This window comes from Lichenicola sp. GTC18331 (genome assembly GCF_055386855.1).
In genome coordinates this window covers 222,175-242,418 of record NZ_AP045015.1, presented here as the reverse complement: position 1 = coordinate 242,418, position 20,244 = coordinate 222,175, and the positions used below count along the sequence as shown (strand labels likewise).

The window sequence follows — 20,244 nt, the reverse complement described above, 5'->3', positions numbered from 1 at the left end:
TTCCAGGGGCCCGTTCGGGCATTGCGGGACGCTCGCTCATGGCAGAGGCGAGCTCAGGAGGCCGGGCGGTGCCGGCGGAAGGTCGTCGCGGTTCCACCAGCCGCCACCCAGCGCCTGGAACAGCGCGACGGTGTCGGCGTAGCGTGCCGCGCGGGCGCGTACGAGCGTGATCACGGCGGTCTGGTAGACCTGCTGCGCATTCAGGACGCTCAGATACGAGACGCCGCCCAGCTTGTACTGCATCCCGGCCAGAGACAGCGCCCGGCCGGCCGCCGTTTCCGCATCCAGCGCATAGCGCAGCGTGACGGCATCGTTCTGCAACGCCGCCAGCGTATCAGCGACGCTCTGGAACGCCGCAACCACGGTCTGGCGCCATTGCGCCGCCGCCTGCAGCATCGCCGCCTTCTGCGCCCGCTGGGCATGCAGGAGCTGACCCGCATCGAAGATCGGCTGCGTCGCCTGGTTCACCACCGACCACAATCCGTTGGTCGGCGAGAACATCTGATGCACGTCGGCGGCGTTGGTGCCGACGCCCGCCGTCAGCGTCACGTTCGGCAGCCGCGCGGCGATCGCCACGCCCAAAGCCGCCGTCTGCTGGTGCAGCAGCGCTTCGGCGGTGCGGATATCCGGCCGCTGCTCCAGCAAGACGGAGGGCAAACTCACCGGCAGCGTCTCCGGCAGGGTGAACCGGTCCAGATCCAGATGCGGAATGTTCACCTCGGACGGCGCCCGCCCGAGATAGGCCGCGATCTGGTCGCGCACCTGCACCGCCTGGGTCTGCAACGGCACCAGGACGGTCTGGGCCTGGGCCACCTGCGCCTGCTGGGTGGCGAGATCCGTGCCGGTGGCGCCGCCCAGCTCGAATTGCTGCCTGACGGTCTCGAGTTGCTTCTGCTCGAACCCGATCAGCGCCTGCTGCGCCCGGATCTGTCCGTCGAGCGATGCCGCCTGGATCACCGCGTTGGCGACGCCTGCGCTCAAAGCCAGCCAGGCCTGCTCCAGCGCGAAGCGCTGCACCTCGGCCGCCGCACCCTGCTGCTCGATCGCGCGTCTCAGCCCACCCCAGACGTCGAGCGTATAGGAGAGATTAAGTTGCGCCGTGTATGATGAAAACGGTTCCACGCGCTGCTGTGCGCGCAGGTAGGACAGCGGAGACAGGCCGCGCGTCCGGCTCACCAGCCCGGAAACGCTGGGAAACAACGTGCCTTCCTGCTGCAGGGTCCGCTCCTGGGCCTGACGCAGAGCCTCGTTCGCCGCCTCGATGTTCGGACTGTCGCGCAACGCCTCCTGCACCAGCGCGTCGAGCGCCGGGACGCGGAACAGTTTCCACCATGCCCCGGGCACGTCGGCGCCGTTGGCAAGCGTTTGCGACGCGCCGCCCGCCACGTCGGACGCCACTGTCCGCGATGCGGGTTCGGATTCGTTGTACCGTTGCGGATTGTGCATCGACGGGCGCCGGAAATCCGGCCCGACCGCGCAGCCGGCCATGCAGAGGAGCAGCGGAAGCACGCCACCATGCAACCATGATCGGTGGTGGAATGTCCGCATCGGTCCTCGTCGCTCGGTATCGGGCTCCGGGTTGGAGCTACCGAGACAGCATCAGCAGCTTTTGTGCCAGTGTTGCAGAGCGAAACGAAGTCGATAAACCGTTGGAATGACTTAAAACTTTGTTATGCGCCTTTGGCCGGATCCCGGCCGCGTGGCGCAGAACGCCAATTCTCGGCGCAGTTTGCCAAACTAGCCGACGATCTGGGCGCGGTTGATCTCGATCAGGCGCTGCCGGGCGATCTTCACATAGGCCGGATCGACGTCGATGCCGATGCCGCGTCCACCCTCCTGCGCCGCGGCGACCAGCGTGGTGCCCGTGCCCATGAACGGGTCCAGAACAACCGGATGCGCCTTGCCGTGCAGACGCATGCACATGCGCGGCAGCATCACCGGGAATGTGCCCGGATGGTCGAATTTCTGCGTGCGCGACCGTACCGTCTCGTAGGGGATGAACCAGCTGTCCCCCCGACAGCGCAGATCCTGAACATGGCCTCTGCGGGCGATGTTGCTCTTGTCCTTGAACGGCACCCCCACGGCCAGACGCTTCAGCGGCACCGCCCCGTCTCGGGTCAGATGGAAGATGTGTTCGTGGTTTCGGTGCAGAAAGCGGGCGCTGTTGATCGGCTTGAAATGACCGATCGTGTCGTCGCCGATCGAGATCGACTTCACCCAGGTGATGTGATTCTGCAGCTTGAACAGGCTGCGCAACCGGACGATCAGCTCGAACGGCAGCCAGGGCATGGCGCTGGAACCGGTGATGTTCAGGAAGAACGACGCGTCCGGCCGCATCACCCGGCGTATGCCGGTCGCCACCGTCACCATCCAGTGCAGATAATCCTCTTCCGCACGCCGATCGGCATAGGAACGGTAGTTGAGACCGATATTATAGGGCGGCGACGTCACGACCACATCGACCGTTTCGGGCGCGATCCGCTCCAGCACAGGCACGCAGTCACCCCGGTAGAGCACGTGCCGCCCGACGGATTGTCGGCGGCTCACGGGCTCGATCCGCCGTTGTTCGGCCGGAGCGGTCGGCATCGGCATGACCGAATCGGGTGTCATGGTGTCGGGCGTGATCATGCGCCTGAGTATCGCCAACGGGACGGGGATGCGACCAGAGCCGTTCCGCCCGCATCGCACCGGCCGAACCGGAAATCGGGCCGGCAAAGCCTCCCGATCCCCTTTCGGCCCGGCGGACGTCTCAGCCGATCAAGGCCGTGCCGGCTGCCGGGGCAGCAGAATCACCATGCGGCCGCCCGCATGCAGCGCACCGGCAATTCGTCCGGCCGTGTCTCCCCAGCCGACGAACAGGTCGGCCCGCGCGGGCCCGGTGATGTCGGTTCCGGTATCCTGCGCCAGGAACAAACGCTGGATCGGCTGCCCGTCCGGCAGGGTCGTGGACACGAAGACCGGCGCGCCGAGCGGGAGGAAGGCGCGGTCCACCGCCATCGAACGCGCGGCCGACAGCGGAACGCCAAGCGATCCGGGCGGTCCCTGATTCGGCGCCACGTCGTCCAGGGCGCGGAAGAACACGTAGTTGGGGTTGCGCTCCATCTCTGTCCGCGCCTGCTGCGGATGCGCCGCCAGCCAGGCCCGGATCGATTGCATGCTCACCGCGTCCGGCGCCAGTTGCCCCTCGGACACGAGCGCGCGGCCGATCGGCACGTAAGGCTGCCCGTTATTGCCGGCATAGCCGAGGCGCACGATCTGCCCGCTCGGCAGACGCACGCGACCCGAACCCTGGATCTGCATGAAGAACAGATCCACCGGCGAACGCAGCCACAGGATCTCCAGATTGCGGCGGGCGAGCCTGCCGGCGTCGATCTGGGCGCGGGTCCAGTATGGCTCCACCTTGCCACCACGGACCTGTCCGGTCACCGGCGGCTCGCCCGCGGTCGGCGACGGCACCGTCACCAGCTCCTTCGGGCGGGCATAGACCGGCACCGGGAAGGCAGCGCTTTCGCCCAGGCTGCCGGCGAATTCGGGCTCGAAATAGCCGGTGAAGCGCGCGTCCGCATTGCCGTTATCCGACACCGCGTAAGGCAGGAACCAAGTCTCGAAATACCGGTGCAATGTCTGCGGATCGTCGGAGCGGAGCGCTGCCGCCGCCTGACAGGCGCCGCGATACTGGCCGGCGAGACCGCCCTGCTGCTGCGCTTCCGCGGCACCGCCCAGCTTCGTATCCGCCGGCAAACGCGCCAGCCGTCTGCATTCGAGCAACAGCGGCGACAGGACGTCGCGCATCGGGTCGGCGTTCCAACCCGGCACGTCGTCGAACGAAACCCGGGTCAAGGACAAGGACGGCGCACCGGATTGTTCGGCGCAGCCCTGCATCAGCAGGGTGGAGAGAAGCGCCGCCGCAAACGCGGCGGGTCGGCGAGAAAACAGCATGCAGTCCCGATCCGGTGGTTTGGTGGGGCCGAAACGCCGGCCGGACGAACCCGGACGGCGCCGCGTGGTCAGGTCAGGCGTTGCGCGCCACCGCAAGACGCCACGGGGCGGCACCGGGCTGCGGCGCCACGTCGAGCAGACGCTCGAAAATCCAAACATCGACCAGCTCGGTGACCGCATCGGCGCCGCTGACCGGCAGGCCGTCACGCCCCATCAGCACGCTGATCTGGTCGGAGGTGAAACGCACTTCGAGCGCCGCGTGCCAGCTCCCGCTCTGCTCCGTGAGCTGGACGTCGTCCAGGCGCACCTGGGTGATGGCCCGGATTTCCGAGCGCTGGGTCTCGCCGGCCTGCTCGCGCGCCGTGATTGCCTGATCGAACGCCGCGAAGACGTCGGCGGTCAGCGCGGCGCGCAGCGTCGAGCGGTCGCCCTCGGCGAACGCGCGCACGATCCGCCGGAACGAGTCTTCCGCCTGACGCAGAAACGCGTCCGGGTCGAAACCGCGATCCCGTTCCCGCAGCCGGGCCAGGGCGATGCCGGCTCCGGTGCTCGGGTCGGGCAGACGACGATCCGTCACCGGCTCGATCGGCTGTGCCGTGGTGTCCACCGACGGGGCGCGGCGCTGCATGGCGGGCGGCATCTGCTGCGGCGCGATCGGCCGCTCCAGTCCGGTGCGCTTGCCCAGGATGCTGCGGAGACGCAGCACGAGAAAGGCGGCCACGAGGCCCAGCACCACGAGATAGACCGGAACGTTGCCGGCGAGGTTCTGCATCGAGGGGTCGCGTCCTTCTGGAAAACCCGGTGTATGGCCCACGCGGCGAACCGCCCGGACCGAAGCAAGCTCCCCCACAGATAGGGGCCATGGCGCGGCGAGACAATTGCCGCGCTCCCCGGCCGGGCGTATGCCCGAAGCGATGATCCTCCTGCGGCACTGCCAAAGCCAGTTCAATCTCCACTACAGCCGGACCGGGCGCGATCCCGGCATCGTCGATCCGTCGCTGACGGAGGAAGGGCTGAAACAGGCCGATCGCGCCGCTGCGCTGCTCTGCGACGATGGCGCCACGCCCATCCGCCGTCTGCTGGTGAGCCCCTTCCGCCGCACGCTGCAGACCGCGGCGCCGATCGCCGCGCGGCTGGGCCTGAAAGCCGAGATCGTGCCGATGGCGCGGGAGCGCTTCGCGTTCAGCTGCGATATCGGCTCGCCACCCGGAACCCTGGCGAAAGACTGGCCCGCGCTCGATTTCAGCGCCCTGCCCGATCGCTGGTGGGATGCGGAAGGGCATGGCGACGGGGCCGGCCGGGCCATGGAAAGCGACGACTCGGTGTCTGAACGCGCCCAGAGCCTCGTGGACTGGATGCTGGACCAGGGCGGGCACGAGCACACGCTGCTGGTGTCGCACTGGGGTTTTCTGCTCGCCCTCTGCGGACGGGCCCTGGAAAACGGCGAGGCCGTATCGTTCGATCCGGCAGCCGACAGACGCGGATTCTAGGTGGCGACGGCGCGCTTCGGCCCGAAACGCCGGATTGCCGCATTGGCCGGCTCCGCGACGAAGCGGGCGATCGCGGCGGCCAGCAGCGCGCCCAGTACGAGATAGGTGACCAGCAGGAGCATCACCGCCGACCCGGCCGTCTGTGACGGTGGCCAGCCGGTCCGCAGCAGCGCCAGCACGACGAGGTGGAACAGGTAAAGCTCGTAGCTGTGCCGCCCGAACCAGCGCAGTCCACGCCCGGCCCGACCGCCACGCGCCGCGACGGCGCCACGCGGCAACAGCAGAAGCGCGGTGCCGAGCGCCATCGCCGTCACGCCCCAGATATTGGTCTCGCCGATCGACGCAGAGAGATAGAGCACCGCCATGCCGCTCCCGGCGAGCCACCGCACCCATCCGGGAATGCGACGCCCGGCCCCCATTCGTGCGGCCGACAAGGCGGCGAGACAGCCGATGGCGATGCCGTCGGCAGCGGCGGGAAACGCGAACAGGTAGCTCTCGCCGTCGTGCTGATGGGCCGCACGCCAGAACGGCGCCACCAGAATGACGACGCACCAGACCGTCGCGATGATCGCAGGCCGGCGCAGCAAACACAGCAACGGGAAGGTCAGATAGAACATCTCCTCGACCGAGAGCGACCACAGAACGCCGAGCACGTAGTTCACCCAGCCATGGCGGTCGATCAGCACGTTCATCCAGAATCCGAGCGCCGCAGCATAGACCAGCCACGCCGAGACAGGCTCGCCGTTCTCCCCATGCCCCGTCTGGAACATCCGTAAACCGGATGCGCCGAGAATGGCGACGATCGTGAGCAGGAGCAGCAGACACGGCGCGATCCTGGCGACGCGCAAGCGATAGAAAGCCGACGCCCGGACCGCACCGAGCGCGCCCCATCGACGCAGCGCGTTGGACGTGATCAGGAAACCGGAGATCACGAAGAACATCGTGACGCCGTAATTGCCGTTGCGAACGACCGCGCGCACCGCCTCCGGCGTGAGCAGCGTGCCCAGAGGCGAATGCGGCAGGTGATAGGCGATGGAAAAGTGATGCAGCAGCACCAGAAGAATGGAAACGCCACGCAGCGTGTCGATCCACGGGTCTCTCGAACCGACGCTCATGCGGCGTTTCCCCTGCGTCTCAGGGCATGTACTGGAAGGTGATACCGGAAACGCGGTTCCGGTCATCGAGCTGTACCGGCACGCGGAACGACGCGGTGTCGCACGTCACGCGGAACACGTCCCATCCGCCATGCCCGATGCCGAGAAAGGCGATCGCCCTGGTGGCGCCTGCATCGTTCAGCATGGCGCGCACCATCGCAAGCCGCGGCTGCAAGGCCGCCACCATGTCGGGCGACGCATCGCTCGCCGACAGATCGCCGTTACGGATCGCTGCCAGAACCGAACGCAACGCCTGTTCGCTGCCCGGCCGCGGCTGGTTGCGACGGATGCGTTCGGCCAGACGCGCCTCCAAGGCGGCGGCTTCGGTTTCCGACAAACGCGGCGCCGGATACAGCAGGCCGTTCTGGTGCAGCACCAGCGCATCCGCAGGCCCGCTGCCGCCCCCTTGCGCCGTGAGCTGCGCCGACAACGCGGCGAAGAAGAGTTCGCCGTCTCGATCGGGATAGACGGGCAGTTTCTGCTGTCCGCTGATCTGAGCATATAGCCCGTCTCCAGCAGCGGACACGGTCAGCGCCGAGGTCGCGGTCAAGCGGAACGTGCCCAGGAACCGGTCCCGGATCGCCGGTGTCACGGGGATCGCAGTGCGCGGACGCGCCTGCTCGTAGCGTTGCCGCGCCACGGTGTCGGCACTGAGCGCGGTGCCCGTCGCCGCCTGACCGGCCAGGGCGATGATGGCGCCCGCGGACAACACGGCAGCGCCGAGCGACAGCCGCTTCGTCCGACCTGCGCGTCCAGGCGGCATCCAGCCCTCCATCCGGCGCAACCTCGGCCCGATCCGGCTGGGCGAGGCCATCGGCATCAGCGCGGCACGGCGGTTCGGCGTACCGATCGCAGACAGGATGGCGGCGTAGGCGCGGACCCCGCCCGCCACCGGGATCGCCGCATCGTCGCTGCGCATTTCGGCCAGAAGCGCCAGACGGCGTTGCAGCCACCACGCGGCGGGATCGAACCAGAACAGGGCGCGATGCAGCTCGGCGAGACACAGGACCGGAAAATCGCCGTGGCGGAGGTGGGCGCACTCATGCGCGAGAACGGTGTCGCGACAGGACGCCGTCCAGTTCTCGGCAGCGCGGGGCAGCAGAATGGTGCGTCCGAACACGGCCGGCCCGGCAACGGCATCGCTGATGCGAACGCCCGTCCCTTCCGTCGGCCGCGCCCTGCGGCAGAGCGTCGCGCCCCGCAGCAGACCAAGCGCCATGCGGAACAACAAGATGGACAGGCCACAGAGATAGACCGGCCCGGCGAGATCGCCGATGCGCCAGGCCGGGCCATCGATCGCGGCGGCGTCGGACCCGTGCGGGAGCAGATGGAAAACCGGGATGAGATCGAGCGGCGGTACGGCGACGAACGGCGGTGCGGCCACGTGCCGGCCGAACAGCAGAAGCGCCGGCATCAGCAGGCAGCAGAACAGGATGCCGCGCCAGACCAGGGTTTGCAGCCCCGGATGATGCAGGCGCGTCGTGGCGACGGCGCCCAGGCCGATCAGGATCGCCCCCTTGGCGGCAGCCTCCAGGAACCAGCTCATGGCTTGGGCTCGCGTTCGGCCGCATCCAGCCGGGCGATCAGCGTCTCGAGCTCGGCGCGATCGAGCATGCGCGCATCGGCCATGCCCACCAGCATCTCGCTCACGGAGCCGACCCGGAACCAATCCATCACCCGGCCGACGGCGCGTGCAGCCACGGCGCGGCGCGGCGCGGTGGCGCGATAAAGAAAGGTGCGGCCGTCGAGCGTATGCGTCACCAGCCCCTTGGTCTCGAGACGGCGCAGGACGGTGCGGACGGTGGTGTCCTTGGGCGCGCGCGGCAATGCGCCGCGCAGCCGGTCGGCCGTGACGGGGGCGAGGCGCCAGACGAGATCCATGATCTCGCGTTCGAGTTCGCCCAGTTCGGTGGAGGCGGGATCGGCATCGGAACGCGGCATGGCGAGCCTCATATGCTACAATCCGTAGCACTACGCTTCGTCGCTCTGGCAGGGCAAGCGAAATCGCCGTTCGGACGCGGGCCCGGCTTCTGGCGCGCGGTTCGGCGGCATGGTAGCGGGCAACAGGATCTGAACCAGGAGCCTCCTTCCATGTCCGACACTATTCCGCCGAACGTCGCAGGTCAGAACGCGGCCCCGCCGGCGCTGCCGCTGACCATGAACCTCCAGTACACCAAGGACCTGTCCTTCGAGGTTCCGTCCGGCGCCGAGATCTTCGCGACGCTCCGCGCCAACCCGCAAATCGCGGTGAACATCGACGTCCAGGCGAACCGTCTGCAGCAGGAGCAGAACGTGTTCGAGGTGGTTCTGGCGATCAAGGCGGAAGCCTCCGAGCCCGCGGGCGAAGCCGGCAGCGCCGCCGTCGCCACCGCCGGCCGTGCGGTGTTCGTGGTCGAGCTCGCCTATGCCGCCGTCGTCACGCTGGGCGACACGCCGGAGACCATGTATGAGCCGCTGCTTCTGGTGGAAGTGCCGCGTCTGATCTTCCCGTATGCCCGCAACATCGTCAGCGAAGTGACCCGCGACGGCGGTTTCCCGCCCGTGGTGCTGCAGCCGATCGATTTCGTGGCGCTGTGGCAGGCCAAGCGCGCCCAGGCCGCCGGCGGCCTCGACCAGACGGCCGGCAACGCCTGATCTGGACCGGACCGGCGGTCCAGCCGCCGGTCCGCTTCGAAATCAGCGCGGAGACGCGAGACGGGCGGCCAGATCGTCCATCGACGCCAGCCAGTTTTCCGCGTCCGGCGTTTCCATCCAGCACTCGACCATTTCGCTCGGGTCTTTTCAAACCCTCACGATCGCCTCCAGCGCTTTCAGGCGCAGCGCGTTCGGCACGTTGAAGCCGTTTTCAGCCACCCAAAGCACGAGACGCTGCGTGTCCGGCGAGCGAGCGCCCGGCCGCCCCAGAAGCGAAGCGACGGTTTCCGCCGCGATCACCGCCTCGCAGCCGAGATCTTTCTCGATATAGGCGTCACCGTTGGCGATCACGGCGTCGAACGCCGCTTCGATGAAGGACAGGTCCGTCTGCTCGGGCAGCATCGCCAGCCAGTCTCCGGCGAAATCGTTCTCCGCCGGCTCCACCCCCCAGGCACCCATCGCCGTTTCTTCCGTCCATCACGCGTCGGAGATCGTTCTCCAAAGCATGTAAATCGCAACCACGAAAAGCATCGCGGCGAAGAGTTTGCCGAGCAGGGCCTTCGATTCCCCCAGACGGCAGGACAGCTTCATGCCGATCCAGCCTCCCACGAGACCGCCGCAGATGAACAAGCCGGCGACGGGCCAATCCACATAGCCGGACAGAGCGTAGACCGCCGCCGTAGTCAGACCGAAGGCTCCGATCGGCAGCAGGGATGAGCCGACCGCGTCGATCATCGGCATGTCGGTCGCGAACAACAGCCCTGGAACGATCAGGAACCCGCCGCCGATCCCGAAGAACCCGGACAGCACCCCGACGGCGAACGCCACTGCTGCGACCTTGGCGGCGACCGCGCCTCGTGGCGGGAGGCCATCCGCACATGGCCGGCGCTCGCGACGCAGCATGTTGACCGCCACGACGACCATCAGCAGGGCGAACAGCACCAGCAGATGTCGTCCATCCACATGCTTGCCGATCACAGATCCGGCCGCGGCGCCGGCGATCCCGACCAAAGCGAACAGCGTGGCTGGACGCCAGCGCACATGGCCGGCGCGGGCGTGGAAGGACAGATTGGCGAAGGCGCTCGCCGCCACGGCCAGCGCGCCGGTGCCGATCGCCCGGTGCGAGGTCAGCCCTACGGCGTAGAGCAGTAAGGGCGTGGCCAGGATGGATCCCCCTCCGCCCACGAGCCCGAGCACGAAGCCGACCAGACTGCCGGACAGCAGCGCCGCGACGATCACGACAGCACCCGGGCGAAGCGCGCGACGCCATAAGGGCGCTCGGCGGCGGGAACCGGCCCGCTCGACGTGTGCGGCACCGGAGCCGAACCCGGCAACGTGGCCCCGAAGCTCGACAACACGGCCGAGACCAGACGCAACGCGTCCGCATCGGCGATGCGATAGAACACCGAGCGCGCTTCGCGTCGCGCGGACACCAGCCCCGCCTCGCGCAGTTCGCCCAGATGCTGCGACAGGCCCGGCTGGCGGATGCCGAGCCCGCTTTCCAGCTCCGCCACGCCGGCCTCTCCGTCGAGAAGACGGCGCAGAACGGCCAGGCGCGGCGCGTTGGCGAGCACGCGCAACACGATCACCGCGCGGGCGGAATCGAATTCGGTCATGTCGGCATCGGCCGGTAGCGATAGTACCAGGCAGAGCCTTCCGCTTCGCCCGTCTCGTCCTCGCCCGCGTCCAGCGTCGCCGGCAGCAGCACGTCGCCGCCCGGCATCCAGCCTTCGGGCGTCTGCACCCCTTCGCGATCCGAAAGCTGTAGCGCCATCAACAGGCGTTTCAGCTCGGCCACATTGCGTCCGATCACCGATGGATACCACGTGATCGAACGGATGATGCCGGCGGGGTCGATCACGAAGGCGGCGCGCACCATGCTCGCATCCGGCGCACCGGGCGGCAGCATGCCGTAGGCGGTCGCGATCGCCATCGACGGGTCCTCAATGATCGGGAAACCGATCGCCACGCCGAAACGCCGACGAATGTCGCGCACCCAGGCCAAATGCGAGAACAGGCTGTCCACCGACAGCGCCAGAAGCTCGCAGTTCAGCGCGGAAAACGCCTTCTGCTCGCGGGAGAACGCCAGGAACTCACTGGTGCAGACCGGGGTGAAATCGGCGGGGTGCGAGAACAAAATCAGCCAGTGGCCGCGATAATCGGCCAGCCGGCGCTCCCCCATGGTGGTGCGGGCGACGAAATCCGGCGCCGGATCGTAAAGCAGCGGGGGGGATGCCACGTGGTCGCCGATCACCGGCTCTGCTCCCGCGCGAAGGCGGCCAGGGCCGCCCCGATATCGACCCGCTGCTCCTCGGCCCGACGACGCGCCTGCTCCGTTGTGAGCTCGCCGGAGGCAAGACGGGACAGCACCCAGAGATTGGTGGAGCGTGCTCCGGAGCGGCAATGCGCCACCACCGGACCGTCCGAGCTGGCCACCAGGGACGCGAATGCCGCCGCATCGGCGACGGTCAGACCCGCCAGTGACACGGGCAGATGGTGATAGGCGAGGCCGAGTTCGGAGGCGATGCGCGACGCCTCCCGGGCCGGCATCTGGGCGGGCTCTTCGCCATCCGGCCGGTTGTTGATGATCGTCCTCACCCCGAGATCGGCGAGTTGAGGCAGATCGGCGGCAGTCAGCTGCGCCGTCACGCTGAGAGTGCGGTCGATGTTTCGCAGATTGGCCATGCCCGTTGTCCCGTTGAGCGCGAGGATGACGCGCCTGGAGCGCGCATCATCTCGACAGTTTCCCTTCTTTCGCAAGCCAGAAACTCCAACTTGCATAAATGGGTAAAGAGTCGATATCGCCTGGTCGGGCATCCAGTGGATCGACGCGAGGACACCATGCTTTCTGCCACAATGCTTCCCGTTCGCGGGCTGGTCGGCGGCCTGATGATCGGCTCCGCGTCCGCCATCCTGTTGCTGGGGACCGGACGGATCGCCGGGATCAGCGGTCTCGCCGCACGCACGTTCGGGCTGGGTGCCAGCACGCCATGGCCGGTCGCGGCGGCGTTCATCCTCGGCCTGCCCCTCGGTGCCGCAACGCTGGCGGCGGCCGGGCACGCACCTGTTCTCCATTTTCCTGTTTCGCTTCCCCTTCTTCTGATCTCCGGCCTTCTGGTCGGCTACGGCACGCGATTGGGCAGCGGCTGCACCAGCGGCCACGGCGTCTGCGGGTTGTCGCGTTTCTCGATACGCTCGATCGCGGCGACCGCGACCTTCATGGGCGCCGGCTTCCTCACCGTGGCGCTCGACCGCCTGTCGGGTTTGTCGTGGTGAAGCGCATCGCCGTCGCCCTGTTCGCCGGGACGCTGTTCGGCGCCGGGCTCGTCTTGTCCGGCATGGCCGATCCCTTGCGCGTTCAAGGCTTTCTCGATCTCAGCGGTGCCTGGGACCCGACCCTGGCTTTCGTGATGGCCGGCGCGCTGCTGCCGATGACACTCGCCTGGCGTTGGCGACGCCGTCGCGAGAAACCCTTCGCCGCCGACGCGTTCCACGAGCCCCCGACCCACCCGATCACGCTTTCCCTGCTGACCGGCGCGGCATTGTTCGGGATCGGCTGGGGCTTATCCGGACTCTGCCCCGGGCCCGCTCTGGCCGATCTGGCTCTGGCGCCGCTGTCCGTCTGGCCGTTCGTTCTGGCGATGCTGCTTGGCTTTAGACTGTCGCAGGTCAGGACGGCAGCAAAGCCAGAAGCGCGGTAGCATCAGGAGTTTCGGCGAAGGCAACGCTGCGCCAACGCCGTTCGGACAGGCGCGACGCAGCCTTGGCGCTGATCGCCAGCGCGCGCACGCCGTTCAGTGGCAGATCGACAGGAATGGCGCGTTCGAATGCGGCCGCGGTCTCGCCCGAGAAAAACAACACGGCGTCGACTGCGCCGGAACGAAGAGCGGCCAGCCTCTCCTCGGCGAGAACACGGACCGGGACCGCGCGATAGACGCAGCGTTTCAGCACGCCGAAGCCACGGCGACGCAGCGCGCCGGCCAGATCGCCGCCCTGCCCTCGCCCACAGGCCAGCAGGAGCGGTCCTCTTTCCGGATCGAGTGTCCGAACCGCCAGCGCCGCCAGCGCCTCCGCATCCCGTCCGGCACTCGAAACCGTCGCGAACCCCGCTTGCCGCGCTCGCTCCGCCGTCGCGTCGCCCACCGCCAGCACCGTCGCCTTCAGCAGCCACGGCGCCGCGTCCGCCAGTGGCCCGACCGCCTGACCGCTGGTGAACAGAACCGCCTGCACCCGCTCCGGAATGGATGGCGAAAGCGGCTCGATCCGCAGCATCGGCGCCGCCACGGGCACGAATCCCATCGCGGCCACGGCGCGCATGGTCTCGCCCAGTCCCGGCTCGGGCCGCGTGACGAGAACCGCCCGCGTCACGCGGCGTCCCGCTCAGAGGGCGGCGAAAATATCGGCCGGGCTGTCCGCCCGCAGGGACCGGCCGAGCTCGCGACCCAGACGCTCCGCATCGGCCGGCGCCCCGGAGATCGCCCGCTTGAGCAGGAACGACCCGTCCTCCCGCGCCACCAGACCGGTGAGCTGCAATTGCGGCGCGCCGCCGGCCACGATCGGGATCAGTCGCGCATAGCCGCCGATCGGCGTGCGGCAGGAGCCGTCCAGCTCGGCCAGGAGCGCACGCTCGGCGGTGGACACGGCGCGCGCCTCGTAATCCTCGATCGCGTGGAGAAGCTCGCGCAGTTCGACGTCGCTTTCGCGCACCGTCACGCCGACGATGCCCTGGCCGGCCGACGGCACCATCACCTCCGGCTCCAGAACCAGATCGGCCCGATCCGCCATGCCCAGCCGCTTCAAGCCGGCATAGGCGAGCAGGCTGGCGTCGCAGACCCGGCTCGACAGCTTGTCCAGGCGGGTCTGCACATTGCCGCGCAGCATGGTGATGCGCAGATCGGGTCTGGCGTGCATGAGCTGCGCCTGACGACGCACGGAAGACGAGCCGATCACGGCACCCTGCGGCAGCGAGGTGAGCGGGTCCTCCGGGTCGATCACGGCCAGATCCGGCCCCAGCACCAGGACGTCGCGCGCGTCCTCGCGCTTCAAGGTGCACGCCAGCACCAGTCCCGGCGGCAGCGTGGTTTCCAGATCCTTCAGGCTGTGCACGGCGAAATCGATCCGCCCGTCGATCAGCGCCTCGTGGATCTCCTTGGCGAACAGTCCCTTGCCGCCGATCTCGGACAGAAGCCGGTTCTGCACCATGTCGCCGGTGGTGTTGATCTGATGCTCCTGGAACGCACCCATGTCGCGCAGAAGCGGGCAGAACCGGGTCAGCATGGTCAGGAACGCGCGCGTCTGCACCAGCGCCAGCGGCGAGGCCCGGGTTCCGACCCGGAGCGGCAGAGTGCGGCGATGCGGCGGGGCCGCACGGCTCGTCTGTCGCGCCGCGGCCGCCTGCGCCGCGCGTTGCAGCGCGTCCGACGGGGTGGCGAGCGGCGCCTTCGCGTGGCCCGTGTCGGTGCTGCGGGCGGGATCGGTGTCGGGTTGTGCGGGCGGCATGGACCTGTCCTATTACCGGGTCCGTGGCTTGGAAAGATGGGACAAACGGAATGACGGAGGATCGGATGGAGAAAGTCGACGATCCCGAGCCCGGCGCCGGCCCGATCCTGGCGATCGAATCCTCCTGCGACGAGACCGCCTGCGCGGTTCTGGACCAAAACGGAGCCATCCTGGCCGAGCGCGTGCTCAGCCAGCAGGAGCATCTGCCGTTCGGGGGGGTGGTGCCCGAGATCGCCGCGCGGGCGCATCTGGCGCATCTGCCGAGTCTTGCCGCCGCGACCCTGGACGATGCCGGCATCGCCGCCGCCGATCTCGGCGCGGTCGCCGCCAGCACCGGACCCGGACTGATCGGCGGCCTGATCGTCGGCAGCCATTTCGGCAAGGGCCTCGCTTTGTCGCTCGGCGTGCCGTTCGTGCCGATCAACCATCTCGAAGCCCATGCCCTCACCGCACGCCTGCCCGGCCTGGTGCCGGAAGGCGCGCCGTTCCCCTATCTGCTGCTGCTCGTCTCCGGCGGGCATTGCCAGTGCGTGGCGGTGGATGGGCTCGGCCGCTATCGGCGCCTGGGCAGCACCATCGACGACGCGGCAGGCGAGGCGTTCGACAAGGTGGCGAAGATGCTCGGGCTCGGCTGGCCGGGCGGTCCGGCGCTGGAAAGACTGGCCCGCGAGGGCGATCCCGCCGCACATCCTCTGCCGCGGCCGCTGCTCGGCCGCCCCGGCTGCGATTTCTCGTTTAGCGGACTCAAGACCGCCGTGGCGCAGCGCATCGCCGCCCTGCCTCGCGACGCGGAGGGCGGCATCGCACGGCAGGACGCCGCCGATCTCGCCGCGGCGTTCCAGCGCGCGGTCAGCGCCGTTCTGGTCGACCGCGTCGGCAACGCGCTCGCGATGATGCCGGAAGCGACCCTGCTGGTGGTGGCCGGGGGCGTGGCCGCCAACAGCGAGATCCGGGAAAGGCTGCAAACCCTGGCCGGCGAACGCGGCGTCGGTTTCGCAGCGCCGCCGCTGCGCCTTTGCACCGACAACGCGGTGATGGTGGGCTGGGCGGCGCTGGAACGCCTCCGCTCCGGAATCGTTGGGCCGGACGGCCTCGAGACGGCGCCCAGACCGCGCTGGCCTCTGGACGAGCTGGCCGCATGAACTACCGCCATGCCTTCCATGCCGGCAATTTCGCCGACTGCATGAAGCACGCGCTGCTGGTCTGGCTGTTGGAGGCCCTACAGCGCAAGGACACGCCGGTCGCGGTGCTCGACACCCATGCCGGGATAGGCCGCTACGACCTGTCCGCCGACGAGGCCGAGCGCACCGGCGAATGGCGCAGCGGGATCGGCCAGTTGCTGAGCCAGCCCGCGGGAGACGCGCTCGACCGCTATCTGTCCCTGGTGCGCGAGGGCGGCGCCCCCGCCTTCTATCCCGGCTCCCCGCGTCTGGTGCAGTTGATGCTGCGGCCGCAGGACCGGCTGACCCTGTGTGAACTACACCCGGACGACCACGCCACACTGCGCAGGACTCTCCGTCAGGACGAGCGCGTCTCGGTGCACAGGCGCGACGGCTATGCCGCCATCAACGCGCTGCTACCGCCCGCCGACGGGATCAAGCGCGGCCTGTGCCTGATCGACCCCCCTTTCGAGCAGGACGGCGAGTGGCAGCGCATGGACACGGCGCTGCAGACGGCACGCCGACGCTTCAGCAACGGCGTGCTGGCGCTTTGGTATCCGATCAAGCATCGCGCCCCGTCGCGGGCGTTCCTGGACCGTCTGGTGGATGCCGGCGTGCCCGACCTGGTGACGGCCGAGCTGCTGCTGCGGCCGCCGATCGATCCGCAGCGTTTGAACGGGTGCGGCCTGATGGTCGCGAACCCGCCGTTCGGTTTCGAGGACGCGGCGCGATCGATCCTGTCGGCGATCGACAGCACGCTCGGCATCGGCCACGCCACCAGCGAGGTGCGGCGACTGACGCCGGAGCGGATCGTCCGATGAAGCGTGTCGGCACCGCACCGAACGATCCGAGGGCGATCACCGTGACGAGCGGAACCGCACGATGAGCCGGGTTCTGGTGATCGGCGCCGGTTCCTGGGGTACGGCGCTGGCGATCCAGGCGGCGCGCGCGGGACACGACGTCACCCTCTGGGCACGCGACCCCGCCGCGATGCTGCCGGATCGCACCATGAAGCGTCTGCCCGGCCATGCGTTGCCGGAAAGCGTGACCGTCACGGGCTCGCTGGCGGTCCCGGCCGATCTGGTGTTGCTGGTGGTGCCGATGCAGCATCTGCGTGGGATCCTGTCGCGCAGACTGGCCGAAAGGCCGGGATGCGACGCGCCCCTGGTCGCGTGCTGCAAAGGGGTGGAACGCGGCACGTTCCTGCTGCCCGGCGAGATCCTGGCCGAGCTGGCGCCGGACCTGCCGCATGCGAGCCTGTCCGGCCCCAATTTCGCCGGCGAGATCGCGGCGGGACTTCCGGCGGCCTCGGTTCTGGCCTGTCGTACGCTGGACATCGCGCGCGACCTGGCATCGGCGCTGTCTGCAGGCGCGTTCCGGATCTACGCGGGCGCCGATCCGCTCGGCGTCGAGGTGGGCGCCGCGGCGAAGAACGTGATCGCCATCGCGGCTGGCGCCGCCATCGGCGCGGGGTTCGGCGAGAATGCCCGCGCCGCCCTGGTGACGCGCGGCATCGCCGAGCTGTCGCGCCTGATCGTGGCGCTGGGCGGTCAGGCGGAAACCGCGAGCGGCCTGTCCGGCGTCGGCGATCTGGTGCTGACCTGCACAGGTCCGTCCTCGCGCAATTTCAGCCTCGGCGTCGCCCTGGGACAAGGGCAGTCGCTGTCCACGATCCTGGGCGCACGCTCGACGGTGGCGGAGGGGGTGGAAACGGCACCGGCTCTTTCGGCACGGGCGCGGTCGGCGGCGGTCTCGGTGCCGATCATCGACACCGTGGCGGCGCTGCTCACAGGCCGGATCGACCTCGATGCCGCCCGCGATGCGCTGCTGAACCGCCCGCTCGCCACCGAATGACGTTGCCGCGCGTTGGGCGCTCAACGAGGGAGTGCGCGTCGATGCGAGCGGTGTTCTGGGTGGCGATGCTGGGTCTGGCCGGCTGCGTGGGACCGACGGGTCCGGTGGTCGGCGACTGGCGCGGGGCCGAGCAATCCATCGAAGGCTATCGCGAGCGCGTCACCGAGCTGATCCTCGACGGCACGCCGAACGACAACGGCGGGATCTATCATCTGGTCAGTTCGGTGCCCGCGTCCGGCATCGCCAGCGACTCGCGCGACATCCGCTGGAGCGATCGCTGGCAGAAACACATCTTCCGCGACCCGAGCGGCGCCCCCTACACCGTATATCATCTCGACCATGCGCCGCCGTCTCACTTGGCCGACTATGCGCTGCTGTCGACCGGCGCCTTGCTGCCGGTGGTCGATCCGGCCCATCCGGACCTGCGACCGCAATCGCTGCAGATCGCGCTGCAGCCGCTGCCACGCGGCACGTATGGGTATGGGCGCCCGTAACGCTACCCGCGCAGCCGGAACCAGATACCGCAACGTGCCGGGACGACGGAGGATGGTTCGAGCGTGCGGTGAATCGCCGTCGCAGGGATCGAAACTTGGCGACTATTCTCCTCCGGCCCAGCGCATGGAGAACCACGTGCGGTATTCCCGCCGGGTCGTCGTGCGTACCCGGTGGACCGACGGGAAAGACGGTCAGGGCAGCACCTCGCGAAGAACGTCGATGAAGGCGCGCAGCGACGCCGGCAGCCGACGATGCCCGGCATAATAGAGGACGAAGCCGGGACTGGGCGGACACCAATCCTCCAGCACCGTGACCAGCGCGCCGTTTTCCAGGTGATCACGAACCGCACGATCCGGCACGTAGGCCAGGCCCTGGTCGCGCAACGCAGCATTCACCATCAACGGAATGGAGTTGAGGGTGAGTCTTCCGGATACGGGGATCTCGACGTTCCGGCCTTGCCGTTCGAATTCCCAGCGATAGAGCTTTCCACTCGGCATTCGGTGACCGATGCAGGTATGTTCCAGCAGATCGTCCGGTGTGGCGGGCCTGGTTCTGGTTCGGAGATAGTCGACGCTTCCCACAACCAGGAAACGTACGTCACCGCCGAACCGAACTGCGATCATGTCCTGCGGCACGGTCTCGTCCAGACGCACCCCGGCATCGAAGCCGCCATCCACCACATCCACCAGACGCCCTTCGACCGAAAGATCCACGGATATTCCGGGATAGCGGGCAAGCACGACCGGAACGACGTCCGACAGAAGGATCTGTGCGGCAACCTCGGGAACGTTGATGCGAACGGTGCCAGACGGACTGTCGCGCGAGCCGTTCAGAACGTCGAAGGCGCCGTCGAAGGCGATCAGGGCGGGCTTGAGAGACGCACTTAACTGCCGGCCGGCCTCCGTCAACGTCACGCTTCGTGTCGTGCGATGGAAAAGCCGCAGGCCGAGCGTCCGCTCCAGAGCCGCGACCACATGGCTGAGCGTCGAAGGCGACATGCCGAGTTCGTCGGCGGCGAGCCGAAAGTTGCGATGCCGCGCGACGGCGAGAAACGCGCGCGCATCGGACAGAGTAGGGTCACGCATTGCTGCGACTATCACACGATCTCATGCGGCACGTCGCCCATAATCACGACGCGGCCTTGTCGCCATATCGGTCTTGTTCCTTGAGATGGAGTGAGACGATCATGCTGACCTGGTTCATTACGGGAGCGTCTTCGGGTTTCGGCCGGATCCTGACCGAACGGCTGCTCGAACGCGGCGACACCGTCGCGGCGACCGTGCGCCGCCCCGGAATTCTGCAGACCCTCGAAACGCAATATGGCGACCGGCTACGGGTCGCCACGCTCGACATGACAGATGCGGACGGCGTGATCGAAACGGTCGATCGCGCATTCGCGGCTCTCGGGCGCATCGACGTGCTGGTTTCGAACGCCGGCTATGGCGTGCTCGGCGCGGCGGAAGAAACGAACCGCGCCACGATGCGCCACGTAGTCGACACCAATCTGATCGGTTCGATCGAACTGATCAGGGCGGCCGTTCCGCATCTGCGTGCGCAAGGCGGAGGGCGAATTCTACAGGTCTCGTCGGAAGGAGGGCAGATCTCCTATCCCGGCTTCAGCCTCTACCACGCGACGAAGTGGGGAATCGAAGGTTTCATCGAGTCCGTCGCGCAGGAAACGAAGATGTTCGGGATCGACTTCACCCTCGTTGAACCCGGTCCGACCGCCACCGGCTTTCGTGCGTCCGTTGCCCGCCCAACGCCACTTCCCGTCTATGACGGCACGCCGGTCGACGTGATTCGAAAAAACATCGATTCCGGCGCGTTCGTCTTGAAAGGCGATGCCGCCCGAAGCGTCGATGCCATCATGGCGATGGTCGATCGAGGCGAAACGCCGCTTCGGCTCGTGCTGGGCAGCACCGCATACGAGAGCATCCACAGAGCTCTCTCCAGCCGTCTTCGCGATCTAGAAGCGCAGAAATCCATCGCCTGCTCGTGCGACGTGGATTCCTGACGACG

Annotated in this window: 24 protein-coding genes; 9 read left to right on the top strand and 15 right to left on the bottom strand. The window is 68.2% G+C overall.

The window, feature by feature from the left end; all coding sequences use genetic code 11:
• Positions 1-36: 36 nt before the first annotated feature.
• The 4 genes from ACZ5BM_RS01145 to ACZ5BM_RS01130 all read right to left on the bottom strand — a co-directional run bounded on the left by ACZ5BM_RS01145 (position 37) and on the right by ACZ5BM_RS01130 (position 4,711).
• Positions 37-1,509 carry an efflux transporter outer membrane subunit gene (locus ACZ5BM_RS01145; RefSeq protein ID WP_498909498.1) on the bottom strand — a complete coding sequence of 491 codons (1,473 nt, stop codon included), beginning with the start codon at positions 1,507-1,509 and terminating at the stop codon, positions 37-39.
• A 228-nt stretch (positions 1,510-1,737) separates the two neighbouring features.
• Positions 1,738-2,586, bottom strand: coding sequence for a DNA-methyltransferase (locus ACZ5BM_RS01140; protein WP_498911433.1), 849 nt, complete (start codon positions 2,584-2,586; stop codon positions 1,738-1,740).
• Positions 2,587-2,757: 171 nt separating this feature from the next.
• Positions 2,758-3,939 carry a murein transglycosylase A gene (gene mltA, locus ACZ5BM_RS01135; RefSeq protein WP_498909497.1) on the bottom strand — a complete coding sequence of 394 codons (1,182 nt, stop codon included), beginning with the start codon at positions 3,937-3,939 and terminating at the stop codon, positions 2,758-2,760.
• Positions 3,940-4,012: 73 nt separating this feature from the next.
• A complete protein-coding gene (locus ACZ5BM_RS01130) occupies positions 4,013-4,711 on the bottom strand; it encodes a Tim44/TimA family putative adaptor protein (RefSeq protein WP_498909496.1) in 699 nt (232 codons plus the stop codon).
• Positions 4,712-4,841: 130 nt separating this feature from the next.
• On the opposite strand from ACZ5BM_RS01130, the gene ACZ5BM_RS01125 reads away from it, so the two are divergent.
• A complete protein-coding gene (locus tag ACZ5BM_RS01125) occupies positions 4,842-5,429 on the top strand; it encodes a histidine phosphatase family protein (protein WP_498909495.1) in 588 nt (195 codons plus the stop codon).
• Here the strand turns inward: ACZ5BM_RS01125 and ACZ5BM_RS01120 are convergent.
• From ACZ5BM_RS01120 to ACZ5BM_RS01110, 3 genes are read right to left on the bottom strand one after another with little or no spacing between them, the layout of a single operon-like run.
• Positions 5,426-6,544, bottom strand: coding sequence for an acyltransferase family protein (locus ACZ5BM_RS01120; protein ID WP_498909494.1), 1,119 nt, complete (start codon positions 6,542-6,544; stop codon positions 5,426-5,428). The two genes, ACZ5BM_RS01125 and ACZ5BM_RS01120, sit on opposite strands and share 4 nt — an antisense overlap.
• Positions 6,545-6,563: 19 nt before the next feature.
• Positions 6,564-8,129, bottom strand: coding sequence for a M56 family metallopeptidase (locus tag ACZ5BM_RS01115; protein ID WP_498909493.1), 1,566 nt, complete (start codon positions 8,127-8,129; stop codon positions 6,564-6,566).
• Positions 8,126-8,524, bottom strand: coding sequence for a BlaI/MecI/CopY family transcriptional regulator (locus ACZ5BM_RS01110; RefSeq protein ID WP_498909492.1), 399 nt, complete (start codon positions 8,522-8,524; stop codon positions 8,126-8,128). Before ACZ5BM_RS01110 ends, ACZ5BM_RS01115 begins: the two co-directional genes overlap by 4 nt.
• Positions 8,525-8,674: 150 nt before the next feature.
• On the opposite strand from ACZ5BM_RS01110, the gene secB reads away from it, so the two are divergent.
• Positions 8,675-9,217 carry a protein-export chaperone SecB gene (gene secB / locus ACZ5BM_RS01105; protein WP_498909491.1) on the top strand — a complete coding sequence of 181 codons (543 nt, stop codon included), beginning with the start codon at positions 8,675-8,677 and terminating at the stop codon, positions 9,215-9,217.
• 147 nt (positions 9,218-9,364) lie between these two features.
• Here the strand turns inward: secB and ACZ5BM_RS01100 are convergent, their stop codons facing one another.
• Genes ACZ5BM_RS01100 through ACZ5BM_RS01080 form a run of 5 tightly spaced genes read right to left on the bottom strand, consistent with a single transcriptional unit; the run spans position 9,365 to position 11,902 of the window.
• The gene (locus tag ACZ5BM_RS01100; RefSeq protein ID WP_498909490.1) at positions 9,365-9,676 is read right to left on the bottom strand and encodes a DUF4259 domain-containing protein; all 312 of its coding nucleotides are present in this window, start codon (positions 9,674-9,676) and stop codon (positions 9,365-9,367) included.
• Positions 9,677-9,694: 18 nt separating this feature from the next.
• A complete protein-coding gene (locus ACZ5BM_RS01095; protein ID WP_498909489.1) occupies positions 9,695-10,456 on the bottom strand; it encodes a sulfite exporter TauE/SafE family protein in 762 nt (253 codons plus the stop codon).
• Positions 10,453-10,833: an ArsR/SmtB family transcription factor gene (locus ACZ5BM_RS01090; protein WP_498909488.1), complete on the bottom strand. Its 381-nt coding sequence runs from the start codon at positions 10,831-10,833 to the stop codon at positions 10,453-10,455. The genes ACZ5BM_RS01095 and ACZ5BM_RS01090 overlap by 4 nt, the downstream gene beginning before the upstream one ends.
• On the bottom strand, positions 10,830-11,471 hold the full coding sequence (locus tag ACZ5BM_RS01085; RefSeq protein ID WP_498909487.1) for a thioredoxin domain-containing protein: 642 nt from the start codon (positions 11,469-11,471) through the stop codon (positions 10,830-10,832). The genes ACZ5BM_RS01090 and ACZ5BM_RS01085 overlap by 4 nt, the downstream gene beginning before the upstream one ends.
• Positions 11,468-11,902, bottom strand: a complete 435-nt coding sequence (locus ACZ5BM_RS01080) for a protein tyrosine phosphatase family protein (RefSeq protein WP_498909485.1) — start codon at positions 11,900-11,902, stop codon at positions 11,468-11,470. The genes ACZ5BM_RS01085 and ACZ5BM_RS01080 overlap by 4 nt, the downstream gene beginning before the upstream one ends.
• Positions 11,903-12,058: 156 nt before the next feature.
• On the opposite strand from ACZ5BM_RS01080, the gene ACZ5BM_RS01075 reads away from it, so the two are divergent.
• The gene (locus tag ACZ5BM_RS01075; RefSeq protein ID WP_498909484.1) at positions 12,059-12,493 is read left to right on the top strand and encodes a YeeE/YedE family protein; all 435 of its coding nucleotides are present in this window, start codon (positions 12,059-12,061) and stop codon (positions 12,491-12,493) included.
• Positions 12,490-12,918 carry a DUF6691 family protein gene (locus ACZ5BM_RS01070; protein WP_498909483.1) on the top strand — a complete coding sequence of 143 codons (429 nt, stop codon included), beginning with the start codon at positions 12,490-12,492 and terminating at the stop codon, positions 12,916-12,918. Before ACZ5BM_RS01075 ends, ACZ5BM_RS01070 begins: the two co-directional genes overlap by 4 nt.
• Here the strand turns inward: ACZ5BM_RS01070 and ACZ5BM_RS01065 are convergent.
• Positions 12,887-13,585, bottom strand: a complete 699-nt coding sequence (locus ACZ5BM_RS01065) for a uroporphyrinogen-III synthase (RefSeq protein WP_498909482.1) — start codon at positions 13,583-13,585, stop codon at positions 12,887-12,889. The genes ACZ5BM_RS01070 and ACZ5BM_RS01065 overlap by 32 nt on opposite strands.
• Before the next feature lie 12 nt (positions 13,586-13,597).
• Positions 13,598-14,716 carry a hydroxymethylbilane synthase gene (gene hemC, locus ACZ5BM_RS01060; protein WP_498909481.1) on the bottom strand — a complete coding sequence of 373 codons (1,119 nt, stop codon included), beginning with the start codon at positions 14,714-14,716 and terminating at the stop codon, positions 13,598-13,600.
• Between the two features lie 65 nt (positions 14,717-14,781).
• Here hemC and tsaD point away from each other — a divergent pair, with 65 nt between their 5' ends.
• From tsaD to ACZ5BM_RS01040, 4 genes are all read left to right on the top strand, one after another.
• Positions 14,782-15,858, top strand: a complete 1,077-nt coding sequence (gene tsaD / locus ACZ5BM_RS01055; RefSeq protein ID WP_498909479.1) for a tRNA (adenosine(37)-N6)-threonylcarbamoyltransferase complex transferase subunit TsaD — start codon at positions 14,782-14,784, stop codon at positions 15,856-15,858.
• Entirely contained in the window at positions 15,855-16,697 is an 843-nt protein-coding gene (locus ACZ5BM_RS01050; RefSeq protein WP_498909478.1) for a 23S rRNA (adenine(2030)-N(6))-methyltransferase RlmJ, read from the top strand. The genes tsaD and ACZ5BM_RS01050 overlap by 4 nt, the downstream gene beginning before the upstream one ends.
• A 61-nt stretch (positions 16,698-16,758) precedes the next feature.
• Positions 16,759-17,730, top strand: a complete 972-nt coding sequence (locus tag ACZ5BM_RS01045; protein ID WP_498909477.1) for an NAD(P)H-dependent glycerol-3-phosphate dehydrogenase — start codon at positions 16,759-16,761, stop codon at positions 17,728-17,730.
• Between the two features lie 41 nt (positions 17,731-17,771).
• Positions 17,772-18,224 (top strand): hypothetical protein, encoded by a 453-nt coding sequence (locus ACZ5BM_RS01040; RefSeq protein ID WP_498909475.1) that lies wholly within the window; start codon positions 17,772-17,774, stop codon positions 18,222-18,224.
• Between the two features lie 192 nt (positions 18,225-18,416).
• Here ACZ5BM_RS01040 and ACZ5BM_RS01035 read toward each other — a convergent pair whose 3' ends face one another.
• Positions 18,417-19,310 (bottom strand): LysR family transcriptional regulator, encoded by an 894-nt coding sequence (locus ACZ5BM_RS01035; RefSeq protein ID WP_498909474.1) that lies wholly within the window; start codon positions 19,308-19,310, stop codon positions 18,417-18,419.
• Between the two features lie 101 nt (positions 19,311-19,411).
• Between ACZ5BM_RS01035 and ACZ5BM_RS01030 the strand changes: the two genes are divergently transcribed.
• Complete coding sequence (locus ACZ5BM_RS01030; protein WP_498909473.1) at positions 19,412-20,239, top strand: Rossmann-fold NAD(P)-binding domain-containing protein; 828 nt, start codon at positions 19,412-19,414, stop codon at positions 20,237-20,239.
• The last annotated feature ends 5 nt before the right edge of the window (positions 20,240-20,244 follow it).

What these genes read in the sequence shown, in the direction of transcription:
- ACZ5BM_RS01140 (WP_498911433.1), bottom strand. Translation starts at nt 2,586, where the DNA reads ATGCCGACCGCTCCGGCCGAACAACGGCGGATCGAGCCCGTGAGCCGC.
- mltA (WP_498909497.1), bottom strand. Translation starts at nt 3,939, where the DNA reads ATGCTGTTTTCTCGCCGACCCGCCGCGTTTGCGGCGGCGCTTCTCTCC.
- ACZ5BM_RS01130 (WP_498909496.1), bottom strand. Translation starts at nt 4,711, where the DNA reads ATGCAGAACCTCGCCGGCAACGTTCCGGTCTATCTCGTGGTGCTGGGC.
- ACZ5BM_RS01125 (WP_498909495.1), top strand. Translation starts at nt 4,842, where the DNA reads ATGCCCGAAGCGATGATCCTCCTGCGGCACTGCCAAAGCCAGTTCAAT.
- ACZ5BM_RS01120 (WP_498909494.1), bottom strand. Translation starts at nt 6,544, where the DNA reads ATGAGCGTCGGTTCGAGAGACCCGTGGATCGACACGCTGCGTGGCGTT.
- ACZ5BM_RS01115 (WP_498909493.1), bottom strand. Translation starts at nt 8,129, where the DNA reads ATGAGCTGGTTCCTGGAGGCTGCCGCCAAGGGGGCGATCCTGATCGGC.
- ACZ5BM_RS01110 (WP_498909492.1), bottom strand. Translation starts at nt 8,524, where the DNA reads ATGCCGCGTTCCGATGCCGATCCCGCCTCCACCGAACTGGGCGAACTC.
- secB (WP_498909491.1), top strand. Translation starts at nt 8,675, where the DNA reads ATGTCCGACACTATTCCGCCGAACGTCGCAGGTCAGAACGCGGCCCCG.
- ACZ5BM_RS01100 (WP_498909490.1), bottom strand. Translation starts at nt 9,676, where the DNA reads ATGGGTGCCTGGGGGGTGGAGCCGGCGGAGAACGATTTCGCCGGAGAC.
- ACZ5BM_RS01090 (WP_498909488.1), bottom strand. Translation starts at nt 10,833, where the DNA reads ATGACCGAATTCGATTCCGCCCGCGCGGTGATCGTGTTGCGCGTGCTC.
- ACZ5BM_RS01080 (WP_498909485.1), bottom strand. Translation starts at nt 11,902, where the DNA reads ATGGCCAATCTGCGAAACATCGACCGCACTCTCAGCGTGACGGCGCAG.
- ACZ5BM_RS01075 (WP_498909484.1), top strand. Translation starts at nt 12,059, where the DNA reads ATGCTTTCTGCCACAATGCTTCCCGTTCGCGGGCTGGTCGGCGGCCTG.
- hemC (WP_498909481.1), bottom strand. Translation starts at nt 14,716, where the DNA reads ATGCCGCCCGCACAACCCGACACCGATCCCGCCCGCAGCACCGACACG.
- tsaD (WP_498909479.1), top strand. Translation starts at nt 14,782, where the DNA reads ATGGAGAAAGTCGACGATCCCGAGCCCGGCGCCGGCCCGATCCTGGCG.
- ACZ5BM_RS01050 (WP_498909478.1), top strand. Translation starts at nt 15,855, where the DNA reads ATGAACTACCGCCATGCCTTCCATGCCGGCAATTTCGCCGACTGCATG.
- ACZ5BM_RS01045 (WP_498909477.1), top strand. Translation starts at nt 16,759, where the DNA reads ATGAGCCGGGTTCTGGTGATCGGCGCCGGTTCCTGGGGTACGGCGCTG.
- ACZ5BM_RS01040 (WP_498909475.1), top strand. Translation starts at nt 17,772, where the DNA reads ATGCGAGCGGTGTTCTGGGTGGCGATGCTGGGTCTGGCCGGCTGCGTG.
- ACZ5BM_RS01035 (WP_498909474.1), bottom strand. Translation starts at nt 19,310, where the DNA reads ATGCGTGACCCTACTCTGTCCGATGCGCGCGCGTTTCTCGCCGTCGCG.
- ACZ5BM_RS01030 (WP_498909473.1), top strand. Translation starts at nt 19,412, where the DNA reads ATGCTGACCTGGTTCATTACGGGAGCGTCTTCGGGTTTCGGCCGGATC.